Source organism: Pseudobdellovibrionaceae bacterium (assembly GCA_023898385.1).
GTDB lineage: Bacteria > Bdellovibrionota > Bdellovibrionia > Bdellovibrionales > UBA1609.
The window spans coordinates 789,989-814,893 of record CP060220.1; the positions used below are offsets into that span (position 1 = coordinate 789,989).

Annotated in this window: 19 protein-coding genes; 8 read left to right on the forward strand and 11 right to left on the reverse strand. The window is 46.6% G+C overall.

The features are described 5' to 3' along the window. Nucleotides 1-79 precede the first annotated feature (79 nt). The 3 genes from H6626_03365 (at nt 80) to H6626_03375 (ending at nt 1,421) form a co-directional block, all read left to right on the forward strand. A complete protein-coding gene (locus tag H6626_03365) occupies nt 80-385 on the forward strand; it encodes a hypothetical protein (GenBank protein ID USN48140.1) in 306 nt (101 codons plus the stop codon). Between the two features lie 282 nt (nt 386-667). Beyond that, nucleotides 668-1,093: a hypothetical protein gene (locus H6626_03370; GenBank protein USN48141.1), complete on the forward strand. Its 426-nt coding sequence runs from the start codon at nt 668-670 to the stop codon at nt 1,091-1,093. Continuing rightward, the gene (locus H6626_03375; GenBank protein USN48142.1) at nt 1,059-1,421 is read left to right on the forward strand and encodes a hypothetical protein; all 363 of its coding nucleotides are present in this window, start codon (nt 1,059-1,061) and stop codon (nt 1,419-1,421) included. The genes H6626_03370 and H6626_03375 overlap by 35 nt, the downstream gene beginning before the upstream one ends. A gap of 301 nt (nt 1,422-1,722) precedes the next feature. On the opposite strand, the gene H6626_03380 is transcribed toward H6626_03375, so the two are convergent. After that, nucleotides 1,723-3,024: a cadherin-like domain-containing protein gene (locus H6626_03380; GenBank protein USN48143.1), complete on the reverse strand. Its 1,302-nt coding sequence runs from the start codon at nt 3,022-3,024 to the stop codon at nt 1,723-1,725. Nucleotides 3,025-3,471: 447 nt separating this feature from the next. Here H6626_03380 and H6626_03385 point away from each other — a divergent pair, with 447 nt between their 5' ends. Then, nucleotides 3,472-5,094 (forward strand): PQQ-like beta-propeller repeat protein, encoded by a 1,623-nt coding sequence (locus H6626_03385; protein USN48144.1) that lies wholly within the window; start codon nt 3,472-3,474, stop codon nt 5,092-5,094. A 63-nt stretch (nt 5,095-5,157) separates the two neighbouring features. On the opposite strand, the gene H6626_03390 is transcribed toward H6626_03385, so the two are convergent. Further along, nucleotides 5,158-6,591 carry a hypothetical protein gene (locus H6626_03390; protein ID USN48145.1) on the reverse strand — a complete coding sequence of 478 codons (1,434 nt, stop codon included), beginning with the start codon at nt 6,589-6,591 and terminating at the stop codon, nt 5,158-5,160. Nucleotides 6,592-6,881: 290 nt separating this feature from the next. Here H6626_03390 and H6626_03395 point away from each other — a divergent pair, with 290 nt between their 5' ends. Continuing rightward, the gene (locus H6626_03395; GenBank protein ID USN48146.1) at nt 6,882-7,403 is read left to right on the forward strand and encodes a hypothetical protein; all 522 of its coding nucleotides are present in this window, start codon (nt 6,882-6,884) and stop codon (nt 7,401-7,403) included. On the opposite strand, the gene H6626_03400 is transcribed toward H6626_03395, so the two are convergent. The 6 genes from H6626_03400 to H6626_03425 all read right to left on the reverse strand — a co-directional run bounded on the left by H6626_03400 (nt 7,363) and on the right by H6626_03425 (nt 16,358). Continuing rightward, on the reverse strand, nt 7,363-8,463 hold the full coding sequence (locus H6626_03400) for a hypothetical protein (protein ID USN48147.1): 1,101 nt from the start codon (nt 8,461-8,463) through the stop codon (nt 7,363-7,365). The genes H6626_03395 and H6626_03400 overlap by 41 nt on opposite strands. Nucleotides 8,464-8,501: 38 nt before the next feature. After that, nucleotides 8,502-9,560, reverse strand: coding sequence for a hypothetical protein (locus H6626_03405; protein USN48148.1), 1,059 nt, complete (start codon nt 9,558-9,560; stop codon nt 8,502-8,504). Nucleotides 9,561-9,936: 376 nt separating this feature from the next. After that, on the reverse strand, nt 9,937-10,977 hold the full coding sequence (locus tag H6626_03410; protein USN48149.1) for a hypothetical protein: 1,041 nt from the start codon (nt 10,975-10,977) through the stop codon (nt 9,937-9,939). After that, nucleotides 10,955-14,155, reverse strand: coding sequence for an efflux RND transporter permease subunit (locus H6626_03415; GenBank protein USN48150.1), 3,201 nt, complete (start codon nt 14,153-14,155; stop codon nt 10,955-10,957). The genes H6626_03410 and H6626_03415 overlap by 23 nt, the downstream gene beginning before the upstream one ends. Before the next feature lie 2 nt (nt 14,156-14,157). After that, nucleotides 14,158-15,624 carry a TolC family protein gene (locus tag H6626_03420; GenBank protein USN48151.1) on the reverse strand — a complete coding sequence of 489 codons (1,467 nt, stop codon included), beginning with the start codon at nt 15,622-15,624 and terminating at the stop codon, nt 14,158-14,160. Then, nucleotides 15,621-16,358 (reverse strand): hypothetical protein, encoded by a 738-nt coding sequence (locus H6626_03425; protein USN48152.1) that lies wholly within the window; start codon nt 16,356-16,358, stop codon nt 15,621-15,623. The genes H6626_03420 and H6626_03425 overlap by 4 nt, the downstream gene beginning before the upstream one ends. Before the next feature lie 436 nt (nt 16,359-16,794). Between H6626_03425 and H6626_03430 the strand changes: the two genes are divergently transcribed. Then, nucleotides 16,795-17,229 (forward strand): SH3 domain-containing protein, encoded by a 435-nt coding sequence (locus H6626_03430; protein ID USN48153.1) that lies wholly within the window; start codon nt 16,795-16,797, stop codon nt 17,227-17,229. Between the two features lie 248 nt (nt 17,230-17,477). On the opposite strand, the gene H6626_03435 is transcribed toward H6626_03430, so the two are convergent. Continuing rightward, on the reverse strand, nt 17,478-19,115 hold the full coding sequence (locus H6626_03435; protein USN48154.1) for a hypothetical protein: 1,638 nt from the start codon (nt 19,113-19,115) through the stop codon (nt 17,478-17,480). A 295-nt stretch (nt 19,116-19,410) separates the two neighbouring features. Between H6626_03435 and H6626_03440 the strand changes: the two genes are divergently transcribed. Then, the gene (locus H6626_03440; GenBank protein USN48155.1) at nt 19,411-19,860 is read left to right on the forward strand and encodes a hypothetical protein; all 450 of its coding nucleotides are present in this window, start codon (nt 19,411-19,413) and stop codon (nt 19,858-19,860) included. On the opposite strand, the gene H6626_03445 is transcribed toward H6626_03440, so the two are convergent. Then, nucleotides 19,829-20,770 carry a rhomboid family intramembrane serine protease gene (locus tag H6626_03445; protein USN48156.1) on the reverse strand — a complete coding sequence of 314 codons (942 nt, stop codon included), beginning with the start codon at nt 20,768-20,770 and terminating at the stop codon, nt 19,829-19,831. The two genes, H6626_03440 and H6626_03445, sit on opposite strands and share 32 nt — an antisense overlap. Before the next feature lie 578 nt (nt 20,771-21,348). Between H6626_03445 and H6626_03450 the strand changes: the two genes are divergently transcribed. Then, a complete protein-coding gene (locus H6626_03450; GenBank protein USN48157.1) occupies nt 21,349-24,237 on the forward strand; it encodes an Ig-like domain-containing protein in 2,889 nt (962 codons plus the stop codon). 140 nt (nt 24,238-24,377) lie between these two features. Here the strand turns inward: H6626_03450 and H6626_03455 are convergent, their stop codons facing one another. Beyond that, the gene (locus tag H6626_03455) at nt 24,378-24,857 is read right to left on the reverse strand and encodes a DUF2007 domain-containing protein (GenBank protein USN48158.1); all 480 of its coding nucleotides are present in this window, start codon (nt 24,855-24,857) and stop codon (nt 24,378-24,380) included. Nucleotides 24,858-24,905 lie beyond the last annotated feature (48 nt).

The window sequence follows — 24,905 nt, forward strand, 5'->3', positions numbered from 1 at the left end:
AAGTGGTGGCGTTGAGAAGATAAAAAAATGATCTCCTTGTTGATGCTCGACTAAAAACAAACAACAAGGAGACCACCAAATGATTGAGCAAATATTGTCTTTAAAAGTGGGCGCAAGTCTATCAGAAAATGAATTTACTTTAGACGAGCTACTCTTAGCGTCAAAAGAGTTATTTGAGCGCGAGGGTATACCCGGGTTTTTGCAGGTGTTGTTAAGGCTACTTGACGACATGGTCTACAAGAAAGTGCTGGGGGTGGGTCGCCACGACTGTTGCAAGAAGTCACATCTTGTTGTCACAAGACGAGAAGAAAAAAAGACGGTTCGAACGGGTGTGGGTACAGTGACGGTGCTATGGACCCGGCTCAAAATGCAAAAGCTGCCATAAGACGACGATCCCACTGAGAGAACTTTTTTAGGACTCGATCGGTATCAGAAAAAAATCCGTAGAGTTAGAGAAGACTGTTGTGGAGCTTCTCAGTGAGCAGAGCTATCGTCGAGGTGAGGTTCACTTAAAAAGCATTGATCGATTGAGATCCCCCACGACTCTTCATCGGTGGGTTATGGCAAGTTGTTGTGACGAAATCCTCTTAAGGGCCGCTGTGATACGTTAGTTGCCGATGGCACTGGTTATAAGAAAAAGCCAGAGTACGAGTCGAATCGCGGAGAGGTGAAGGTTGTAGTTGGTGTGGATCGAGATGGAGGCGTCCGTCCATATGGCGCTTGGACAGATGAGAGTTGGCAAAGCATTGGGCAAATGATCAAAGCCGCTAACCATCCTAATGAGCGAGTAAAATTTAAAGCCATAGCTAATGTGCTGGTCTCAGATGGCGAGGCCGGACTGATACATGGTCTTAAGAAGTTGACGCTCGATCATCAACGATGTCACTGGCACATCGTAAAGGATATCTATCAGCCTTTACGCATAGAAGGAGGTGCTTCAATAGAAGAAACAAGATCGTTCCAGGGTGAATTAGCTGCAGCGATTGAATTACATATACCTGAAGAAGACTTCGATCAGGTCAGCGCAGAGGAAAAGCTAGGTCTTGAGAAAAAATTTGATGGCAGAAAAAGGCGTTCAAGACTTAATCGATGAATTAATTACGAAGGGTTACGGAGATGCCGCGAGGTACTTGATACGAGCCAAAAAGGGGATGTTTGCTTACTTACGCACGTGGCTTCATATGGGATTAAAGAATCCCCGAGTGAGTTCAATGATAGAGAGAATGATGCGCGAAATCGGCCGCCGCATAAAAAAGATCGGGTTCGGTTGGAGTAAAAAAGGCGCCGAAAAGATGACAAAAATCATCATAAAACGCATAACAAGTGCCGGCGAGTGGGAAGAATATTGGAAAAACCGACTTAATATTACAGGAAATGTCAGACTAACGTTTTTGGGCTGCGAAATAATGGAACCGTCCTAAGGAAATGGAACGTTACCTTACATTTAAACGTACCACAAAACCCCCTCAATCAATATATCTATTGTATATCAGAACCCACTTTTTTTAAACGAAACTGTGTGAGCACGAAGCAGAACGTCTTAAAATAAGACTAAATTCTGCGGACAGATGATCTTCGTGGCAATGATAAACGGGTGTGGTTGTAGTGAAGAAGTCCAGGTCGACAACTCAGTGATAGATTGGATTTTCTGGGGCGTTCTGGTGTCGGCCATCAACGGGACTGAACTCAGAATACAAAACCAGCAAAAAACATGGGTGAAATCTAGTCGTTGGTCACCCACCGCAGCCTGTACCCAGGCCAAGTGGCGCCGAAGTCGGATGTCCATTTGACATACATAGAAGGGCCCGTGGAGGTGAATGTACCGCGAGATTTTCCGGTTACGGCGGATCCCAATTGTGGAGCTGTATCGTCGACGCCATCATAGATAAAGAGTTTGTCGTAGCCCCGTTCTACATTGAAGTAGGGGATTTCTAAAGTCACCGAAGTTCCAGAAGGGGGCTGAATGAGAAATCCACAGTTTTGATTGTTACTGTAGTTAGCAGTGTCTCCCCCGGAGTCGACAATGACTCCGGCTAAATCAGTGGATGAAAAATCACTGCAGGTTTTAAAAGTTTTTACCACTTTGATATTCAAATCATAGGTGTGGCCGTTACTTGAATCTGACACTCGTAATACAGCATCACCGGGGAGACTGGGTGTCATAAATGAGAATAGGTCTTGCGATCCTAACGCGTTAAAATATCCACCACCAGAAACAATACTGTACGAAAGATTTGATGGGCTAGTGAAGTTGGCTACCTCGCCGAGAACAGTTTCGTTGGTCCGGTAGATATTATACCGATTGGTCGTGGCCGTTAGATTACCTGAGGTGGGCGTTACGGACCACGACATTTCAAACCCGGGCCCGCTTCCACCATGGTCGGACGTGAACACGAAATAGGCCGAATTACTTATTGAATAATTGAGGGGTAAGCCAGGGCTGCCAGTGAGATTGGCAATCAGTATGCCGGTATCGCCCCGGCCTTCATAAATATAAAAACGATCCCAACCATTTTCGATACTGAATGATGTAAACGAAAGATCAATTGTGCCATCGAAACCCGGATCAATTAGAAATGCGCAATTTTGATAGGTGCCATAATTGGCTGAAGGCCCGCCTTCGTCATACAATGTGCCGGCAAGCTCTGACGATTCACGCAAAGTCCCGCACATATTGTACGTAGAGGCTGATTGAGCAATAAAAACGGTCACCGTCCCGGTAGTGACTTCGCCCCGCGCGTCTTCAACTTCATAAGTAAAGGTGTCAGAGCCACTATTGCCAGGCGTAGGCTCATAGGTGATAGTGCCATCGCCGTGAAGAGTGGCCGTTCCCTTGCTGCCATCAGTAACACTAATTACCGTCAGGCCATCGCCATCAATATCTTCGTCGTTGGCCAGCGGGTCGAATCGAAGAGGACTATTCAAAGGTATCGAGAGAGCATCAGCCACGGCAGTGGGTGGATTATTGGGGCCAGGCGGCGGTGGCGGAGGTGGAGGTTCTGGGACTTCAGGAGTCGGCGGCAAAGCATCGCCCGAGGCACCGTTAAATGTACCGGAGAGAGAAGATTCGAGCTTTCAGCCTACGGAGCCCGAAATAACAATGAACAAAAGTACCGACAGGATCTTCATAATATCTTACTCGGACGAACGTCGAGATAACTTTAGCAGTTTCTCGTGTTTTTTCGTGTTTTTTTTTTAGGCCGAGGCTTCGGTTGATTTTGTCAGTGAAATGGCGGCAAACAGTGGTGTTTTCAAAAAATGGGGCTTGGTCCGCGAGACTGGTCCGCGAGACTGTTTCAAATTGAGATTTGGAAAAAGGTATCCCTTTCCTTTTTGCGTTGCTCTGCAAAACAAAAAGGAAAGGGATACCGTACGAATTTCAGGAAAAAATGTCGAAATTGTTTAAGTTATTCGACGCATCATCCGATAGGTGGTCTAGTATTTTTGCTGGAGCATTAAAGAGGAGGCTAAGTGTCATCCTACAAAAATGGAACGTTACCTCAGGCGATTACTCAGAGTTGTTTATTTGCCGTTGTTGTTTTTTTAAGTTCATGTCAGTTGGCAGATAATACGATAAATGGAGCTGTTCGAAGTGACGGGGTTAAGGCAGTTCTGACTTTCTCCGGAGCCTACACTCAGAAAACTTACGAGTCTAACATCATTGTGAGTGCTCAGTTTTCAAAACCCGTAGAGCCACTTTTGGCCAGCCACTTTAGTATCCAAAATGCCGCAATTGTCCAGATCCAAGGTTCTGGCACATCCTATATGATAAGTTTGACTCCTCAAAACTACGGGCCGGTTTCCCTTCAATTTGTTGGTGACACGGCAACACAGATAACAGGAGAAAATGCGCCTATAAGTATTGAATACACCCGATTTCCTTACCCCATTCGAACAATCTCTTTGGGATCTGTTTCGTATCTATTTCGAGTCATCCCGGTGGCTGGTACTGATGATCAAATTGCCATTGGCAAATACAGCACTGGAACTGATCGAGCTTACGTACGCCGGGAGACCAATGACGGACAAATTATTTGGGAGAGGGCATTTCAATTTAAATCATTTAATGATGGTCTAATAGTTGGGGCGACGTTATTTGTCTCTGGCCAAATATACTTTGATGAAGGAGTGATGACAGCTATTGATCTGGCAACAGGTACGCCTCTTTGGGCGAGAACTTTTGGCAAATCTGCATTCGGTTCCCGAGTTTACGTTGATAAAACAACGGCCATGGCGGACGGTGGATTCACACAAATTGGAGCCTCAGTAAACGTGTCCTTGGGGCCCAATGGGGGATCAATTATTAATACAGATTCGGCTGGCGTTATTGATTGGCAGAAGCGTTTCGACGGAGATGCCAATTACGCTAGTTTTTCGAGCGGACTAACTACAAGCAGCGACGAAATTGTTGCTGTGGGCAGTGTGTCCTCTGGTGCAGACCTACACATGTGGTTTTTGAAGTTAGCCAACGATGGCACAGAACTTGTGAATAGAACTTTCAATGTTGGATCTGGCACAATTGGCCGGTTTAATTGGATTGAACAGATGCCGGACGGCAATTACCTTTTGAATGGTTTATTGAGTAACGAGGCCATTGTAGTTAAGGTTGACGGCAATGGTGATGTTCTATGGAGTTGGAAGGCGCAAGAATCGGGAGTTAACATCAAGCGAGTCAAGCCTGTGAGTGATGGTCAAATAATAGGAGTGGGATCCATTTCTTCAACGGAGTCTCTGGTTTTAAGTTTGAGTGGCGCTGGACAGTTTCTTTGGGCAAAAAGATTGCCAGAAGGGGCGTTTTTTCACGACTTTGTGGAAACTCAAGATCACTCGCTTAAGATTGTGGGGCATAAGGGTGATTTGACGGCTTTTGTGACAAAGATCAATTTAGACGGCAGCGTGATGCAATATGATTGCGACGAATGGAGTGATGTGCAGCTGACTGACTCATCCCTTGCTTTCAATGATGGCTCAGGTCCCCCAGAGACAACTTCGAGCGCCGATCAAAATAATTTGATTGATCAGGCCAATCTAGAAAATGTCATCAACTATGGCGCCACGCCAAGCAGTACGGAAAGTCTCATTTGCGAACCCTAACCTCCAAAAGGTATCGGATTCCCTTTGGTAGCAATGGTGCGTCACTTAAGTGACGCACCATTGCTACCAAAGGGAATCCGATACCTTTTGGAGGTTTGCGAGGTCTAGTTGATTCATGGAGTTGATGGAGAAATTTTTGAATCTATAATTATGTAACATTGAGTATTTCATTTCGCCGAGCGGGATCAGGTGGTGGTTGTCTAGAAGAAGCTGGGTGGCTTCTGTGCAGAGCTTTTTTCGTTGGGTGGGTTGGTTGGTTTGGCGAAGTTGTTCTATGTATTGATCAAAGGTTTTGCTGCTAAGGCCGATAAAGTTTTCCGGGTGATTTGATTCGAAAATCTCAATGGCAGCCAGGCAGGTCGGGCGGTCTAAGGGGGCGCTTTTTCTGAATAAGCCGTTTTTGTATTTTTTAATAGAGTAAATCAGCATCCCGCTTTCAATGGGTTTGATTTCGATGGGTAAGTTTAAATGTTTTTTCCACTGATTTTGCATCCACTCCATACCGATGCGAAAATCTTCTCCGCCCACTTTGCTGTAGAGAAGCGGCAAGGGGAGTGAGGGTTTTGTGTGGTCAGCCAGTGACTGTGCAAGATTTTTTGCATTTCTCGAGTCGTATTTAACACAAGGTTTTTTAGTGAAAAAAGATTCAGGCAATCCGGGGCACCCGGGCCACCCTTCGCTATGGTAGAGTGTTTTCAATTCTTCAAAATTCAGTGACAAGGAGAGTGCTTTTCTTAAGGCGCTATTTTGATTCAGGCCTTCGCCAAACCCGATGTAATCAAAGCGAAGCATGGGGACGCGAAAAAAACCGCGGGTGTTTTCGTATTTGGGGATTTCGCTTGTGGCTAGCTGCCGTAAAAAATCCAACCGTCCGGCTAAATAAAGATTGTGTGCGGTGGAATGGTCGTTCACGACGTAGATTTCAACGACCGGGCGATGGGGGTTTCCGAAGGGGTAGTGTGGGTTTGGAATCATAGTGATTTTTCGCTCTCGTTGCCAAGAGTGAATTTTGTAAGGGCCATTGGTTTTTAATTTTTGTGGATCAGAAATATCGGGAATACCGTCTTTAGGGATCGGCGCGAAAACGGGTACAGTCAGTCGTTCCAGAAAGTCTTTGTCGTCACTATCAAGTTGAAAGTGGAGTTCATAAGAGCCTTTGGTGGTAATTCCCAGTGGTGTTTTTTTTTGTGGGTTCGAAAGCCGCTCTTTTGCGCCGGCCAGAGCCAATAGCGAACTGACGGCCTCTGACTTGGCCGACGTTGCAAAGAGTCTCTCAAAAGCTCTTACATAGTCTTCAGCAACCACAATGGTGCCATCGCTCCACTTTACATTGGTGTTTAGTTGGCACGCGAGTTTTTTAGAGGTTGTCCAGTCACAGCGAGTGGCGCCTTCTGGCACCAGTCCTTTTTCGCTGTCAAAGCGATAGAGACTACGAAACAAATTGTTAAACACATAATCCGCCGCCACTCCCCGAACTCGGGCGGGATCGAGTGACATAGGATCTTCTACGATATGAAACCGAAAGGCCTTCGTTGTAGAAGGCTTGCTTTGGGCCAGCGGGGTCACGCAAACGGCCAAGAGGACTATTGCAACGGAGAAAATGAGATTCACGATACGGACCTTAGTTGTGCCATTAGTTGGGAAATGTTCACTAAATTAAGACGTCTGTCAAAGACTTGAGCGCTGCATTTCAATGTGGTTGACCTGAATGGGGTCTGTTGTTTGCAATAAATAGGTGTGATCAAAGGGGTTTATCGTCTCATTCTGAGACTGGTTGTGGGGGAATTATGAGAAGTATTTATCGCATGGGGTTGGTTATCGTAGGCATTGGCGTGTTGCTTTTTGCTTACAATAACTGCGACCAAAATCAAGGCACAATTCCTATTAGCAGCCAGGGTTCACTCTGTGAGTCAGGAACCTGTGGGGGTGTGGCGAGTCAGCTGAGCCTCACGTTAAGCGATACTCGTGATCTCTATGTGGACAGCAGTTCATCGCAAATGAGTTTGCAGGGGAGTTGCAGTGATGGCGGTTTTTTGCAAAACAGAATTGATTGGTATTTGCTTGCACAAACTGCATCGGGTTTTGTGCCAGTGGATTCTAAGGAGAATGTGGGCCGCTGCGTGGGTAGTGTTTTTCGCATTGATGTGCAACTCAAGTGTCCGGGGCTTCGATCAGGCGATAATTGCGAGTACTCACCGCAGGCTTTTATTTTGCAGGTGAACATTGTGGGTATAGGCGGAGCTGATCAGCTTTTTGATAACTTTCCGGCTAGTGCGAATTCTCTTTATGTTGTGCCGTCGGGTTATTAATAAGAATCTTATTGATTACGGTTTCCCAAATCAAACCATAAGCGGGGATATCTTCAGTAGTTTGAACCCGAGAGAGTGGAAAGCTTCTTAATCTGGTTGCACTAAAGGCCTTGTGGGTGTCACTCTGATCGAAATGATCGGTGGTGGTAGCGAGCCCCATGGATTCAGCCAGTTGTACGGCCCCAGCTTTCGAGAGCATAAAGCCCATAAGTTTTTCGAAGGATTTAAGCTGGCTCTCAGAGATGTTTGGACTGGCCACGCCCACGCCGGTCCACAAAAGACCTTTGTCTTCGGGTACGACAAATTGAAACTTTTCGCTGGCAGCAAGCTTCTTTTCAAAAAAACCATGGTCGATTTCAAGCCAATGAATTTGGCCATCCATCACCGAGTTGATGGCCGCTTTGTAATCACCCACGTGCGGCTCAAGGTAGGGGATTGAAAATTTATAAATCTGCTCCACATTTTCTGAAGCCAGCCACTTGTTCATCAGAGGATATTTTTTAAGCGTGTGATTGAGTAACGTGTAAGACCATGGAAGCAGTCGGACTTTCTCATTTCTGGAAGTTTCATCAAGAACAAGCGTGGAGCTTATATCAGAAGAGTCTTTGTCACTTTTGTCTCTTGCAAATCCGTTGAGTCCCCAGCAAAAGGGGATATAGGGAGTTGTTTCTTGGTTACTAACAGCGATGAAGTCAGCTGCCAGGCGGGTGATGTTTTCCACGCGTCGGAAGTCAATGGTCGAAAAGCCTTGTTTTCTCTGCAAGTGAGGCAGTTCAAAGGAAAACAAAAAAGCCACGTCATAATTCTCTGGGGCCAGTAAGGCTTGTTGCAGTTCAAGATCGTTACCTTTCACAGTAACTTTAAGTTGAAGGCCGATTTCTTTTTCAATCTGGATTGCTAAATCAGGGCTCCAAAACCGCTCGGCAGTGAGAAGTCTTAAGCGCCTATCCGTATCAGGTCGCTTGCTTTGGGAGTTGAGGTTGAGTTTCCAGCCCCACCACAGCCCGAGCAGAAAACCAACGGGCACAAAAAGAATAAGGACACGCCATTTAAATCGCATGTCCTTATTGTAATGATCGATTGGTTTTCAGCCAACTATTACGAGCCGTAATTCACTGGATCGTAGTCTATTTTTATTTTGTCGCCTTGGTTGGGAATATGATCCCCATGAAACATGATGCTATTAGACTCTGCATTATAAGACCACCCACCAGAGGTTGGTCCAGGGTTGTTATTTCGATTAGGCACCAGTTGTCCGTTCACAATCACTCGAATGGTTTCGGGGATGGGAATGCGGCTTAGGTAAAACTGCGTGGCTTGCTGAATAATGTTTTTCGAGATGAGGTCAAAGTCAGCGGCGAAGTCACCACATAGATCACCCTTCACACCACCAGTGGCATCAGCGAGCTCTCCGTAGCGAGCGCCAATTTTACGGCCCGTCCAACTTTGGTTAAGAAAGTCTCGACACTCTTCATCTTGTATGGCCATGGCTGAAATATTATAACGTCGATCGCCCTCAGTTGAGCCAGTAATCCCATCTAAATAAGTGAGGTAATCGTTAGTGGCATGTAGATCATTCGTCGAATAGGGCTGAAACTCAGCTCCATCTCGTGAGATATCGTCTTCATCACTCACTATAACAATGGCTAAAAATGCATCATTGCGCACAAAGCCAGCGTTATCAGTGTCATCTAAAGCAGCTTTCATGCTTTGAAAGGCCCTCTCATCGCCACTTCCTGAAACCCCTTGCACCACGTTGATCATAAACGTGTTAACAAGGTCTGGTGTGCTGGGCGTAATGATTGGATATCCCGTGTGTGATGTGGAGTTTGTGCCATCTCGGAAATCAGAGTTGCGCACGTAGGCTTCTGTCGTGGTCACAGCGATTTGATAATCAAAACCCTTACTCACGAAGTCGTTAATAAATACATTAAAGTTATTGGCTGTGTTTGCTTGGGAGGTGTCCATGGAGCCAGAGTTATCGATCACCCAAAGAATATCCATCTTTGCGTTAAGAACTTTATCGTTATTTTGTTGGAAGATATCTTCCTCTGGCAGCAGTGAGAAGGATGGCGTTTGCTCGCCGCAACCCACTATCATCATAAGTAGAACAGGCAAGATGCTGACGGCCATTTTATTTGCTGTTCTGTTAAACATTACTAACCCCCTTTATTGAACGCAGACGTTCAATAAAAAAATAAAAAACCAAAAATGTAATTGATTTGGTAATTAAAGAACTGGCGTGTGATGCCACAGATACATGCTAGACATTAATCCTATCGACAAAAGTCCTGAAAAGTTTAGCCCGTCGCCTCAATTAGGCCACCACGCCTAAACCCGCAGTTCTATTGCTGAAAAAGACAGGTGTCTCAAGATGAGACTTGCAACCCATTGAATTTGTTGTGGAAAATATTTTTTCAAAAAGTAATAAAAGAGATATTCGTAAAACACTTAAACAAAAAACCAAACTTTCAAGGGTGAGAATTTAGTTTTATTGACTAACTTTTATTAATACTCGTGGGAGGCCAATGATTTAATCTGCAGGTTCCCACGACTCGCCTTCAAAAGTTCCTGAGCCAAATGGCCCATGGTATTCATCCAAAATGAGTTTTTTAACAAGAAAGCGTTGATTATCTTTGGTTTCAAATCGACGTTCCACATGGCCAGAAGCCGAGATGGCGCCAGGATTACTGCTACTTGTGCTGAATAGGCTTGCAGAAGACCTGTTTGTGGCTGAGAGACTGCTAGAAAGTCGGTTTGTGCCGCCAAACCCCTCGTACTGAGAAAAAATCAATCTATCAGGGTCATACAGATAGGTGACATTTAGCCAGACGCCATTAACAGGACTGGCTACGGAGCTTCTGGCATTGGCTCTAAATTGGGCCGTTGCGAGCACATAGTCGATTTGCACCACAAAATCACTCTCGACACTCCCGTTGCCCACAGACTTTTGGAGTTTTCCCACGTAGGTGCCGGCAAACCGGTCACTCATTATTTTCATACGCTCACGGTATTCATCTTCGCGTTCTTCAGATGATAGACCCGACACAACATCGGATGTCTTCTTCAAGGTCATTGTCCCGATGATCTGTGAGCTTCGATTCAACATGTCTGCTTGAATTTCGCTTTCATTAAAAAGGCTTCCTTTGATGGAGTGTTGTTCGGCAGAGCCGTAAAGCGGGTGTTCTTTGCCATCGGGGTTATAGAATAAAACAAGTTCACCTGTGTATTGATTGTAGCTCGCTACAAAATCCATGTACTCAATGGGTTCAACTCGTCCATCCAAATACCGCAAATTTCCAACTAACAGAGGAAGCTCTTGCAAAGTGCCATCTGTTTTTCGGTTCGATGGATCCAAGTAGGGGCGCGTTTGTAGAGATAGCTGCACGGGTATGGTGGTCTTTGCTCGGCGAAGTTCCCCTTGGTAGACCCCCTCGACACCTTCATATACGGCTAAAAGCTCTTGCACGCGCTCATCAGTTTCAAAGTTATCGCGACGGGCATCTAAACCACAGCCCAAAGCAGAGACAAGTAAACCTAACAAGACGCCGCTAAGGAACGACTTTTTCTTCATAATGACTCCCCCTCAAATCTGTAGCGCCGGCAGCTTTGAGCGCCTCGCCTTCATCGTCGGCCACCGGAATCAATCCCTTGAACCAGCGATGAAACAACCCACTGATATCATCAATAATGGCGTATCCGCAAGGTATCCATATCAACGTTAAAATAGTTCCGCTAACAAGCCCCCAGGCGAGCGCCAGCGTCATCGGCACTAAGATCGAATCGTGGCCACCAATGCTATAAGCTGTGGGAAATAAACCCCCTACAGTGGTAAGGCTTGTTACTAAAACCGCCCGTAGTCGATTTCCTGAGGCTTTGGCCAAGATTTCATGCAAACCAAGCTTCCCTTCGTCGATGAGATCATTGATATAACTGACAAGGACAATAGCCGAGTTCACCACCACGCCGGCAAGTCCCACCACCCCAATCAACGCTAGAAAACTCAATGGTTTATTATGTAGAAAAAAGGCCCAACTCACACCCACTAATCCCAAAGGAATACTTGTCAGAACCAATAAAGGGTGAAGGAAGGTTTTAAATAAAAACACAAGCACGGCAAAGATCGAAAAAATCGCAATAATCATGGCATTTCGTAAGGAGCCCGTGGACTCTTTGGTGCTTTCTTCTTCTCCGCCGTAGGTCATGCTCACGGTGTCGTATTTTTCAAGAAGACTGTCAGCGATTTTTCGGGTCTTCATGTTAAGTACCACAGAAGTGATTTTTTCAGGGACCACGCCGGCGGTCACTGTGATAGATCGTTTAAAGTTATAGTGTTTTCGTACAGGCGGGGCTTCGCTGAGTTTAAGGTTTACAATAGACATAAGGGGTATCAGTCGTCCGCCCGGCTCCATGATCTTTGTGCTTTTTAGAGAATCAACAGTGGCTCTTTGTTCGTTAGCGTAGCGAATGCGAAGACTGAATTCATCTCCAGCAATGTTGAGCTCAGAAGCTATGGCGCCTTGCAGGGCCGTCCGAAGGGCTTTGCCCACGGCTTCGGTGGAGAGGTTCAGTTTAGCTAAGGCCTCGTGGTCGGGGATAATTCGATATTCTGGGCCACCGCTGATTTCATTATCAAGAAGATCCACCACGCCATCGACCTTTGAAATTTCTTGTTTGAACTCATCAACAATGCCGCGCAACTGCTCGTAGTTATTGGTTCTAAAGGTTACATTAAGAGCCTCCCCCACAGGTGGGCCGCGTCTTGAAGCATCAAAAGTCAATCGAGTGAATTCACCTTTTGGAAGGTTTCGAAGTTTTTCTAAAACCTCATCGGGGTTGATGTCTTTGGCCTTGTCGGTGGGTACAGCAATGACAAGCATTCCAACGTAGTCGCCATTTTTACCCTCGCCTCCCATGCCCAATTGTTGAACGCCCGCTCTTGAAATAATGTATTCCACCACTTCCGGGCCAAGAGTTTTCATGATGGTGTTTGAGAGTTCGCCGGCGAGATCATCAGTGTAGTCAAGAGTGGAGGTGATTGAGGTCTCGAAGCTTGCGTAATAGTATTCAACCTCTTCACGGGGAAACAATTCAAATCGATTGCCAAAAATAGACAACACAATGCTTGAGACTAAAAGTACTGTAACGGCCAATAAAACAATATAGCGGTGATACACGGCTTTTTGCATGAAGGCCTCAAACCGATCTCTGACATCGTCAAACCAAGTGCGGGCCTTTGAATTGGTGCCCTCTGATTTTTTTCGATAGGCCTCAAGATTTCGAATGGTGAATTTGAGTCGGGCCGGCAGAAGAAAGTAAGCCTCTAACAGGCTCATGGTTAAAGCCACAGTGACCATAATGGGGATCCAGCGAATAAACTGGCCCATAATACCTTTTGTGACGAGCATGGGTAGAAAAGCTAAAATAGTGGTGGCCACAGTGGCCGCTAGCGGCAGCCAAAACTGATACACGGCTTTTAAAGAAGCATCTCTTCGGTTGAGGCCATCAAGTCGAAGTCGTGCGTAGTTTTCACTGATCACAACGGAGTTGTCCACCAACATGCCGATGGCAATAACCAGGGCCAGCATGGTGATGTTGTTAAAGTTCACACCCATCAGTGGCATCATTCCCAGGGTTCCAAAAATAGCGAGAGGTAAACTCAGTGAAGCCATCACGCCTAACACGCCTGGTAAGAACAAGAGCAAGATAATAAACACCAAAACCAACCCCGAGAGGGCGTTATTAATGACGATGCCTAGGCGGTTTTTAATGCGGCTGGGTTCATCGTTATAGGTGATAATTTGGTAGCCCGATGTTAGGCGTTTTTTTTGAAAATCATCAATATGGGCCTGGAGGCGCTCAAAAACAGTGATGGCATCGGCGTCGGCTTTTTTACTGACGATAATTAGAGTGGCGGGCTCCCCATTAACTCGCACGGTGACGGAGGGGTCTTCTGATCCGTCTTTCACTTCGGCGACATCTTTAATTCGAATGCGTTGGCCTGAAAAATTAGAGCGAACGACGATGTCGCCCATTTCTTCTGCGGTTTTTACTTGGCCAGTGACGCGCACGAGTTTTTGGTCACCTGGTGTGCGAATAAAGCCTGCAGGAATATCTTGTGTGCGCTCGCGAACAGCCTTCTCCACTTCAGTAATGCCCACATGCAAGTCTTGCATCTTTATGGGATCTAGTAAAATTTGAAACTCACGCTCACGATACCCGGTGAGACGCACTGATGACACGCCAGGATCGTCCTCTAAAATAGACTCCAATTGCTCAGCAAAACGATCGCGCTGCCGGCTCTCGTTGCTACCGATCAAGGCCATTTCTAAAATGGGAATTTCTTTGGCGTTAAGTTTAGTGAATTTTGGATTATCAAGGATGTCTTTGGGTAAATCTGTGACCCTTTGCACGGCTCTTTGAACATCATCCATCACTCGTTCAGTATCGGCATTGTCCATGTCGGCCCGCACCCGAATGGCGCTCAACCCCGACTGTGATACAGAGGTTACATCTTTAATGCCTTCGATGCTTCGAAGTTCATCTTCGATCTTCATGGTGATTTTTTCTTCAACCTCAGCAGGAGAAGACCCGGGGTAGAAGGTGTCAATGTTGGCTTTGGCAAAGTCCACAGGCGGACGGCTTTCCCGCCTTAAGTTGGGGAGGCCCAAAATCCCCATGGCGAGAAGTAAAAACGACATGAGAAAGCTCAACTTGTGGTTTTCTACAAAAAAAGCAAAGACCTTCTTCATGGCTACCTTCCCTTGATTTCAGTTTGGGGTATTTTAATCAGCTCATCTTGAATGGCAGCTAGCTTGTTCAGTGCGATATGGTAGTCGCCAATGGCGCGAATAGCTTTTGTTTGGTTAGTGAAAAGTGAATTGTAGGCCTGGATCACATTGAAAATATCTGTGCGCCCCTGCCTGTATGCCCGTTCAAATTCTTTGACAGCCTTGTCGCGAAAGGACACCTGCCGGGAGGCGCTTTCTGCTATTTTAAAGTGGGTATTAACTTCGCGTTGGGCTTCAAGGTGCGCCACTGAGAGTTGATCCTTAGCTATTTTAAGGGCGTATTCTTTTTCCATCACCTGCGACCGAAAGTGCGCAAGCTCCCCTTGTCTGAGGTTTGAACCAAATGATGTAGCAAATTGCAGCCCCACTGAATAAATAGGTCGGGTGCCACTAAGGGCTTCAGAAAAAGCCTCGGAAGGTTCAGCGTCACCACCGGTCAACGAAGCTTCCGCCACCAGATTGAGTGCAGGGCTTTGTTGAGACTCCACAGATTCTAACTCCAATTGGCTCATATTGAGTTTTTGTTTGGCCAATTGAATGCTTCGATTGGTGTCAAGAACAAGAGACTGTTCCTTGGGTTTTGCGGGCAGCGTATCCTCCACTTTAAAAGTGACGTCACTGGGAGGATCCATTTGCAACGTCTTAAATAGCAAATCCACTGCAGACAGATAAGTGAATGAGGCTGACTTCACTCGCTGCTCTTGCTCTTCAAGGTCAGCTTGGGATTGGGCGAGCTCCCCGGGGGCAGTGAAGCCCAGTTTTGATTTATTCTGCACGGTCTGTACGAGGTTTCGAAAGCGGTCTCGAGAGGCCAAGCTGTGCTGCAGATTTTGTTGAGCCACATAAGCCGCCCAAAATTGATTGAGTGCAGTGAGAACCAGCTGTTCATAGTCTTCAATTTTTTGTAAGCTTGCGTTTTTCAGATTTTCTCTGGCCACTTCCACAGCTAAACGGTCAGCTTTGCCAAATAAATTCTGCCAGAGTTCCTGAGTGATGTTGAGGGCCAGGGTGTCCAGGCTCCAATCAGGAGAAAGTCCATTGGCTTGAGCAAAGCTATTGAGTTCACTGCTTCTCGTTTGTCGCGCGTAGGTGAATTCTAAATTGGTTCCGGTAGGGAGCTTTTGGCTGAATCCGAAGCCGTAGGATTGGGTGCGGTCTTCATCATTGCTGAAAACTTGCGTGAGGGACTCAGATTTTGAGATTTCATAGCTGCCGTTGACTGTGAACTTGTTGTCAAACTTTGATCGGGCTTGATACCAAGATCGTTTTTGCAAAGCTTCTTTGGTCTCAATATTTTTAGCCTCGACACTTGAAGTGAGGGTGCGGTCCACCACAAACTGGGGAGACAAGATAAGCGGCTCAGCCAAAGCAACAGCGGGAATACATCCAACAATAGAAAATGGGATGAGCCAATTTTTCCAAGTCATCACAAAAACCACCCCTCAAATCCCACGGAGAAAGCCGTTTGCGGCGATTGCCTATCAATGGATTGATTCAGAGCCGTTGCGGTCCAGCTGTATTTTTCACTGGCGGCAAAGCGAAGACCGAGGCGGGCCTCTATAAAAAACTCTCTTGTGGAATATTGAGCTAAATAGAGATCGCTGGTTTGCACAAAGGCTTGATAACCTAAAAAAGCGGAAGATCGTGCGTAGATTGGCCAACGTGAAAACACGCGCCACTCAGCGCTTGGGCCCGCAGCTAGTTCAAAGCGACGAAGGGCGGTGTTTCGAGGTGCGATGCCATTAGCCGTCTTAACAGGTGACGGGTATTGGCTAAAGCCAAAGCGACCACCGAGGCCAAAAAAACGGGGAGCAAAAGCGTTTGAATATTTCGTCGCCCAGAAAGATTGAATAGAGGCCAGTATCTGCGGAGAAAAACCCAACTGCGAGTAGTCATAGTTGGTTAAACCACTCATTTGGCTACTTCCCACCGGAGGGCTTGATGAGATCTCAAAGCCCAGCACCAGGGACCTGTTTGTTGTAAGTGTGTTAAATTCAGGAATTTCAGCATTCACTGTGGCAGCTGGTTGTTTATGAATAAGCGTATCGCTGAATACAGGTGAGCTTGAAGAAAGCTCTTTTTCGGCTTTTTCGAGAAGTAGATCTGCTTTGGCCGGAAAGACAAAGGCGGTGGCTAGGAGAAAAAGTACAGCTCTATATGACATCGGTACGTCCTTTGTTGGGATGACAAAAAGTTTACTTCTTTTTCCCAAAATAAGACAAAGGTCAAAGTCTGTTGACGCAGAAAGTAAGGGGGCGTTTCCATAAGATTTGATTGGGGTGAGTATAAACACTTTCATCTGGCGAAGGAGATACTCTTGGGGTTATCCTAAGGGTGCTATCTGTAGCAAGAAAGGAGGTGGTGCGTATGAGTCTTAGTATTTCGAGGTCAAACGCGATGGAGGTGATGACAAGCTAGCTACGGCAAGGCTTGAAAATCATTTTTATAATCGCGAACCATCTCACGGGCCAAGGAAACATCCTTGGCCCGCTTTATTTCACCTGGACGCCGGTCCAGGTTCTTGAGCTAAAAACTAGGTGCTCGACTTTAAATCCGTGTAGAATTGAAGTGAACCCATTGATCACTCAAAGGATGCCAGCATGCGGTTTACGAGTTGGACTCTATTACTTCTATTTGCCTCTGCATCGGTATCTTGTGCCACAAAAATTTTCCCACCACCAGGGGCAGAGGTTGTGAATACCCCTGAAATCATGGTGGACGAAAATAATCTAGAAGAAGAAAGCTACGAGCGCCCTCTCGAGCATGAAGAAGAAGAAACGGTGCAGCTTGAACCTGACACTGAGGTTCTTGAAATCACCAACGCCACAGACACCAGTCCAGATGTCGTACCCGGAAGCTATAAGCTTACAAAATCCTGCAATGTCCGTTCAGAGCCCTCAGCGACCGGAAAAAAAATGGGTCTCGCAAAAAAAGGAAGTACTTTAAAAATCAAACCCCACTCTGAAAAATGGGTCCGGGTAAACTGGAAGGGCAAACCCGCCTACGTGAGCAGCGCATGCTTTCCCGTCCCATAGCTACGTGAGCAGCACCTGTTTTCAAGTTCCATAATATAGAATATGTTAAACCCAGAGAGGCCCCTCAAGCCCTCCCAAGCCAAAGAGGCGCTGCCCCCGCAGCCACAGCACATCACGATGCGCATTGCGTATCCGGGTTGCGGCACGCCAGTGACGCAATCCGAAGACGAAATGCGGCCACTCGTGCCGTGCTGTGGCTGCGGGGGCAGCGCCTCTTTGGCTTGGGAGGGCTTGAGGGGACCCAGTCTTCAGCGTTTCTTTAAGTTTTTTCTCATTTGCCAAAGGAGTTGACTGATGAAGGGTCGGCGTTTTTCTCCGGTGGCTACGATGAGCAGCTTAAGGATTTTTAATCCATGCGGGTCGGTGAATAACAGGATGAGCAGTTCTCGGATGTAGTTCGTGTTGAGCGTGATGTAGTTGTCTGTTCCCACACCCAGCTTGATGCCTTTTTTCTCCCACCAGGAAAATGGATGGTCTTTGTAATCTTCAAATTGGCCTGTCAATTTTTTATTTGAAGATGGCAGGGTGATTAGCGACACGTTTTTGTCAATCACCCGGTTGAGGATGTCGTGTTGGTATTGTTCCACTTCTTGAGCTGTGTGATATTTTGACTTAATAAACGTGATGATTTCATCTTCGTTTAGGGGTTTGCCGTTTATAAGTTTATCGCGAACCAGATCGTTTCTGTCCCAATAAAGACCCATCACTTCACTATACTCTTGGGTGTGAGGAGTCAGGCTTTGACCCTTTTCATTTTTCTCCATCACTCTTTGAAAAATCGTATGGAAATAAAAATTGGGGTTAATCCCAAGGCTTACGCCGTGTTCAAGGGCGTCGATTCGCCAGATATTCATGGCGTTATCGACTGATTGAATTCCTCTCTTTAAGGTGTCCCAGGTTTCTCCATGGTGGGATCGAATCTGAAAACCCATGGCCTGCAGCTTTCGAAGTCCCCGGTGCATTTCAAGGAAGTGTTCTTTGCGATAGAGGTGATTTTCGCTGCCTACAGTGTCCACCTCGCGCAAATGGTCTGTGAGTTCTGGGTGATCTTGTAGCATTTTAAGAATGCAATCCACTTGAAATTCAAAGTGTTCTTTTTTGGTCTTAAAGTGATTGTGATCGTAGAAACTGGGTTCTTTTCTGAAGCTCGGTGATAAAATAAACTCAAAATCGGGGTGTTGGCGTTTAAAACTTTTAAATCCTGAATACAAACCCATGACCACATCTTCGGGTGAGACATTTTCTGATCCCGGAATGGTTTCTTTTGCATCGCTAGTGGATCTTGAAAGCGTAAATTTGAGTCGAATATACCCCACATTGTACTTGTTATAGAGTTCTTCGGCCATGTGATAAGCCGCCTCTTCGTGAGCTTCACGGGAGGTCAGAAGATATTTAGGCAAAGTCAGGCGCTCTAGATAGCGAGAAAATTGCTCGGTCTCTTTGAGGCGGATCAGTCGGTTTACATCTTGCACAGTGGAGATGGGGGTGGCATCAGAACCATAAATCTCACGAATCTTTTCTTCGTAGATATTTTTGTGAGGGCCATCCAGGAGTTGCATCAGTCGAGGGTGAACAAAGTCAGCAGTGAGTGATCCTGTGAGGTGAATGTGTTCCTCACGATACTTTAAGGGGAAGGCCCATAAAAATTTAAATAAAGCGGCGGCCAGGGGATGATTTAGCAGATCGTCAATTTCGCATTGATTGGTTTGAAAGCGACCCAGTAGACCTTGAAACTCTTTGACGGAGGCCAGCAAGTGGGTCTTTCCCTTGAGATACCGTGAATTATAAAGAGCCTCTAAAGTGTCATCGATGGTTATGCCATTGGTCTCACTGATAATGCCAGTAAGGGCTTCGTAGAGATCGTGAATCAAGTTGTGGTCTGACATGCCCTATTCTAACATCGAACTTTAAAAAGCGGTACTGGACGGGACGTGTTTTGTCGTAGTATTTCCCAAGATAGTGGGAGCGCAACATGGACCTCCGTCCGTACCTGAGGAGAGCCCCGAGTGGGGTGACCCCGAAGCCACAGCACGGCACGAGTGGCCGCATTTCGTCTTCGGATTGCGTCACTAGCGTGCCGCAACCCGGATACGCAATGCACATCGTGATGTGCTGTGGCTTCGGGGTCACCCCACTCGGGGCTCTCCTTAGGTACGGACGGATCTTTGAAAGTGGTTGGATATGGATTCTTGGGAAGTTGCTGTTTTTGTTCTACATTTGTTTTCTGTTTTTTATATGACGGGGATCATCTGGTTTATTCAGCGCGTGCATTATCCTTTGATGGCCGTTGTGCCGGAGGAGCAATTTGTTGAATATGAAAATCGCCACACGCGACTCACTGGGCCTGTGGTGGCGCCAGTGATGGTGCTGGAGTTGTTAACGGGTCTATTGCTGCTTTGGATGGCGCCATTTGGAGGGACGCACTATCGTTGGCTGCTGTTGGCATCTATGCTGCTTGTGATGGTTTGGCTTGTGACCTTTGGTGTGAGTGTTCCTCTGCATAAACGCCTATCGCATTCCTTTGAAATTCGGGCCCATTCTAAGTTAGTGTCTACCAATTGGGTGCGTACTTTAGCTTGGACGGGGCGGGCGGCTATTTTTATTTATCTTTTTGTGAATTGGCAGCCTTAAGGGGTCGCATTTGTCGGAGTGGGCGAAGCGCGCCCCAGAGGATGGCACCGATAACAGCGCCACTGATATGGGCTGTGTGTGACACAGAAGTGAGGCCATTGCGTTCGAGCAAAAAGTAACTGAGGACATCTACAGCCAAATAGCCTAAGGCCACCCAGCCAATTTTAATTCGAAGCCACCTTAACCCGCGAATTCGAGCATAACCGCCTCTTTGAAAGTGCATGGAGTGAATCCAAGGCACCATATACACCAAGCGAGATTTTGGAAACTCCAGGGTGTAGAAAGTCATGACCGCCATGACTAAGCCGCTCAACCCAATGTGAGGAACGTCCGGATGAGTTCCCCAAATGATTTGGCTCATGGCCACAAATCCAAAGGTGAATAAGACAAAAGCTCCGTATCTGAAAAATCCCAGACGTTCTTCCACGTCATCAGCAAGAATTCCAAAAAAATAAAGGTTATAAATGAGGTGCACAAAACCGGCATGAAGCAGTGGACCAAAAAGTATATTGAGCCCGTGGTTTTTAAGAGGGTCGCCGGGGTAAAACCCATATTCTTTGATGATTTCAGGGTGACGTAAAGTGAAAGGGGCGAAAAGCAGGGCACAAGCCACAATGATAAAGCCTGTGATCCACACATGAGTGGGTACGTCGCGATGATGGTCCTCATGGGGAAGGCCGAAAAAATTTAACACGATTTTTGCCATGCTATCAGGGACTTCTGAAAAGGCGCTTTCGTCTTTTTCGTTTTCCATGGTCAATGTGGCCGAGGCATCGCCCCAGTCTTTTGTGCGAGTGGAATCCCCGCGTTCATTGATAAAATCCTCTGGATGAGGGATTTCAACGTGCTCTTCGGCATCCACCCACAGCATATGACAGATACGGCAGATATCGACTTCAAAACTCCCCATCCATCGTGGCTCCTTCACAGTGTGCATGGGTCGGGTGCATGAGGGGCAGGGTTTGGCAGGATTACTTGGGGCCGATTCGGACCTGACCCACAGCTCGCGGGCACCATCTTCCCCTAAAAAATGTTTGGCCATGTACAAAGTCAGAAGTCGCCCACGGGATTCGGGGCTGTACCAGAATGAGCCACCCTTAGCGCGAGCACCTTTTAATCTTGTTCCTGTGATGGGGCATATAAGCATAGTAAAACGGTATCCTATTCATTTTGCGATGGCAATGAGTGCAAATCCTTACGGCAAGTCGAGGGATCTTTCATTCTCTAAAGTACCGATTTTAGTGAGACGTTGGTCTAAGGGGATTGATGAAAAGTGATGACCAGCTATCCGGGAATTTTTATTGGTTTGCGCTTGAGATGACATAGTCATAGGAAGCCTAGGGCGATAGAATTAATGCGACATAAATCATTTATTGAAAAGCGTCTCAGATTGAAACCCTTGAGTCAGTGAATGCGAAGATTTTTTTGTAGACCTATTGAGCTATGGTATCATCAGCATATATGCCTTACACAGAATAGGGGCGTTTGATGACGTGGCATAGAGGTTTTGTAAGACTATTATTGGTAAGTGTGTGGGGCGTATCGACGCTAGGATGCACGAATGCCAATCCTATTTTTGAAAACTTTTTTGGATCAAAGGGTGATTCAGGTTCTGAGAATAAAATTAAAATTATATCTATTGCTGGTGCAGACGATGGTGTCTACAGGGTTGCTGATCGTGTGACTATTGAAGTTGTCTTCGATGGTGAGGTGGTTCTGCAAGATGGGTCGGCATTATTGCCTTTAGATACGAGTCCTGTTTTGCGTTGGGCGCGGTGTGTGCAAACATCTTTTAACCAGTTGAGTTGTCAATATTTAGTGGGTCAAGGGGACCAGGCTTCTGATTTAGATGTTTTAAGCGGAGGGCTTCTTAAGCTTTCCGATGGGGCAAGTCTTAGAGGGGCTCATGGCGAGTCGCTGGATCTGGCATTGATTGAGCCAGGCAAACCAGATTCTTTGTCTTTCCACAGTGACATTCAAGTTTATGGTGGCGGTCTATGTTTGGAGCATGCTGACTCCGCTCTTTGGGCGAGGTTCGATCAAAATGGCGACGGTTCAATCTTGGCCCCCTACCTTATCTGTACAGCTGCACAGCTTCAAAACATATATGTGGGGTGTGGAGAATTCAACAATGTGTCTTGTGGCAAACACTTTATCTTGGGTGCGGACATTGATCTACACCTATCCACTTTTAACCGCGTATCTGAGATTTCCTCTTACCCTTTCCAAGGGTCTATAGTGGGCAATGATCACCGCATTAAAAATCTGCAGATTCGAGGTGGAATGGGTGTGGGCCTGATGAAACACGTGGGGTCATCGGGGCGAATTGAGCATCTACAGATTGAGAACATTTTTGTCTCATCCAACTATGCGACAAGTCATAGCGTTGGCGCACTGGTTGGAAAAAACGAAGGCCAGATAGACGGTGTGAGAATTGTTCATTCCCGAATTGATCGCGACGTCGCCACCACCTTTTACGGTGTTGGGGGGATGGTCGGGTACAATGTGGCATCGGGTGCTGTCACGAACTCCCATGTGGTAGGGAATAGCCAGGTGTCGGGTGGCACCGTGGGTGACCAGATGGGTGGGCTGGTTGGATTGAATGAGGGCCGCATTGAAACCAGTTCTTCCACGGCCAGTGTACTAGGAAGGCACGAGCTTGGCGGGCTTGTGGGCCTCCATCAATGGGAAGATGCGGAGATTCATAGTAGTTTTGCATTGGGAGATGTATCAGGCGCGACGAGTCGCTTGGGCGGGTTTGTGGGGCATGCCTATCAATCGAGTGGTTCGGGTAAATTCATTTCCGATTCTTTTGCCACGGGTAGTGTTCAAACAGCGTCAGGTGATTCCGTGGGAGGATTTGTCGGCCTGTCTTATCAGTCAGACTTTTACCGAGTTCTGGCCACGGGCAATGTCACTGGTGATCAGTATGTGGGTGGTCTTGTGGGTGGGCTTTCTAATGGGACCGGCTTGAACGAAGTGCAGTACACTAACGGTGTGGTTGATGGCAACGGACCTGTGGGCGGTTTGGTCGGTGTTTTTTCCACCAATGGGAGTGAGTTGAACGACTGTATTTTTTCGGGGGCTGTAGATGGTAATTTCCGAGTGGGAGGGTTATTGGGGGAGAGTTCCAATCTAGGTAATGTCAGCCATTGTCTCGTGCTCGGAGAAAACCTGTCGATCGGCTCACAAAAAGGCACTCTGGCTGGCTATTCTGCCTTTGAGAGTAACTATGAATATGTTCTCTGGAATTCGAATTTGATCCCTCTAAGTCCTTTTGGGTTTTTGGTTTCACAAGATGGATTTAACCTTTCGAATTCAGCTCGAACAGACGCTGAACTCAAGCAAGCGGCCAGTTATGCGGATTTTGACTTAAATATCTGGAAGTTGCCAGGCCCCAACACAGTCAACCACGCCACATTAAAAAACATTCCAAAACCAGAAAGCGTCCTCGGCGCATCGCTTATTGCCTATCCTGACAGTGTCGTTGTGATGGCGAACTCTTCAAGATCTTTTTTGCCGGCAGTGTTTACATTCAACGACTGGGACTTGGAAGGCAATGCCATCACCTTGTCGGCTGTGACTCCCTTCACCAGTGCGGGCGGAACTCTGACATGGGACCCGCTTTTCGGTGTGATCTATGAACCGCCCCAAGGATTCCACGGCCACGACATGGCCAGCTATGAAATCACAGACGTCAATGGAAACAAGGCATTCGGGGTGATTGAAATAGAAGTGGTGCAGTTTTTTGATTACTTTAATCGAGGCAGCATATCAAATGCCGAACATCCGTGGAGCACTTATATTACATCAGGACATACAGTGGGCGTTATGGACGGAAGTATGAAACTCATAGCCAGTGACGGAAGTTACAGTCCCCAAGTGACCCGGCCAGTGAACAAGATCACCGGCGGAAAATACCTTTTACAGTTTTCAGTGAACTTAAAAAGAACATTCACAGAGGGTGCCTATGCTCTTTTTGTTCAATTGGGCCAGGAAGATCAAATGGAAATCGGGGCCAACTTGAATTCAATAAATCGCCTCAACGGTGTGGCCGTAAGCAGTAAATGGGCCGGCACAGATTCCAGTCACGATTTGGGGGGCATGGATGCGGACCAAAAATGGGGAGTAGAGACGGGCCGAAATTCAACATTACCCGTCGCTGTCGCCACGGGCTCACACACCGTTCAAATTTTTATAGATATGGATGCCAAGCAATACGAGTTTAAGGCTTTAGGTCATAGCTCGGGCCCACAGTCTTTTGCAGATGCGAACATCAGTGAAATCGATTCCATCAGAGTATTTATGAACGGCTTCAATTCAGCCAACTTCGATCCGGTACTATTTGAACAAGTAGAAATCAAAAAACTGCCGTGAGCTGCGATACTGGTACCCAGTCGATGCTAATGCGAGTCCCGGCTAGTACGAGGGCAAGTTTATTTGATTCCTATTAAAAACTAAAGTTCTGATAAGTTATATTATGTTTCATTAAGGATGTAAGTCTAAGGGACCTTGATCTAACCAGCGACCAACAAAATCAAGTATAGCCCTATGAATAATCCCACCACGTTCAGGGCGACAATGGTCAAAATGATTGCCGGGCTATTGGTTAAATTTTTAGGATCTGATTGCATTAGTTTTTTTAAATTAATGAGCGACACTAAGTTTGCCACAATGGGGATCACGCCGAGGCCCAGTAAGGCAAAAATGAAAGATCGATTTCGGTAGAATTTTGCAGACCCCAGATCTTCATGGTCATCCGTAACGAGACTTATGTTTTTAGGCTCCAACGGGTTATCCAGAGTCTCTAAAAGGCTTTTTGCGCGTTCCAGCTCATCCTCGTGGACCATTAAATCAAAGGCGCCAAGATCACTGCCGGTTACAATGCTGGCGTATTCGTGACTGCCCACAATGGTGGCCTCTATGCCTTGTTCAGAAAGAAAACATAAACAAAGTTGGGCTTCGGTTTGCGAGCTAAAGCGTTTTAGAGGCTTCATAACTGCCACTATATACGATTTTATGATTTTGCGACAGCCTTCTCGGTG

What these genes read in the sequence shown, in the direction of transcription:
- H6626_03455 (USN48158.1), bottom strand. Translation starts at nt 24,857, where the DNA reads ATGAAGCCTCTAAAACGCTTTAGCTCGCAAACCGAAGCCCAACTTTGT.
- H6626_03430 (USN48153.1), top strand. Translation starts at nt 16,795, where the DNA reads ATGCGGTTTACGAGTTGGACTCTATTACTTCTATTTGCCTCTGCATCG.
- H6626_03440 (USN48155.1), top strand. Translation starts at nt 19,411, where the DNA reads ATGGATTCTTGGGAAGTTGCTGTTTTTGTTCTACATTTGTTTTCTGTT.
- H6626_03405 (USN48148.1), bottom strand. Translation starts at nt 9,560, where the DNA reads ATGTTTAACAGAACAGCAAATAAAATGGCCGTCAGCATCTTGCCTGTT.
- H6626_03425 (USN48152.1), bottom strand. Translation starts at nt 16,358, where the DNA reads ATGTCATATAGAGCTGTACTTTTTCTCCTAGCCACCGCCTTTGTCTTT.
- H6626_03435 (USN48154.1), bottom strand. Translation starts at nt 19,115, where the DNA reads ATGTCAGACCACAACTTGATTCACGATCTCTACGAAGCCCTTACTGGC.
- H6626_03395 (USN48146.1), top strand. Translation starts at nt 6,882, where the DNA reads ATGAGAAGTATTTATCGCATGGGGTTGGTTATCGTAGGCATTGGCGTG.
- H6626_03400 (USN48147.1), bottom strand. Translation starts at nt 8,463, where the DNA reads ATGCGATTTAAATGGCGTGTCCTTATTCTTTTTGTGCCCGTTGGTTTT.
- H6626_03390 (USN48145.1), bottom strand. Translation starts at nt 6,591, where the DNA reads ATGTCACTCGATCCCGCCCGAGTTCGGGGAGTGGCGGCGGATTATGTG.
- H6626_03415 (USN48150.1), bottom strand. Translation starts at nt 14,155, where the DNA reads ATGAAGAAGGTCTTTGCTTTTTTTGTAGAAAACCACAAGTTGAGCTTT.
- H6626_03365 (USN48140.1), top strand. Translation starts at nt 80, where the DNA reads ATGATTGAGCAAATATTGTCTTTAAAAGTGGGCGCAAGTCTATCAGAA.
- H6626_03445 (USN48156.1), bottom strand. Translation starts at nt 20,770, where the DNA reads ATGGGGAGTTTTGAAGTCGATATCTGCCGTATCTGTCATATGCTGTGG.
- H6626_03410 (USN48149.1), bottom strand. Translation starts at nt 10,977, where the DNA reads ATGAAGAAAAAGTCGTTCCTTAGCGGCGTCTTGTTAGGTTTACTTGTC.
- H6626_03375 (USN48142.1), top strand. Translation starts at nt 1,059, where the DNA reads ATGGCAGAAAAAGGCGTTCAAGACTTAATCGATGAATTAATTACGAAG.
- H6626_03450 (USN48157.1), top strand. Translation starts at nt 21,349, where the DNA reads ATGACGTGGCATAGAGGTTTTGTAAGACTATTATTGGTAAGTGTGTGG.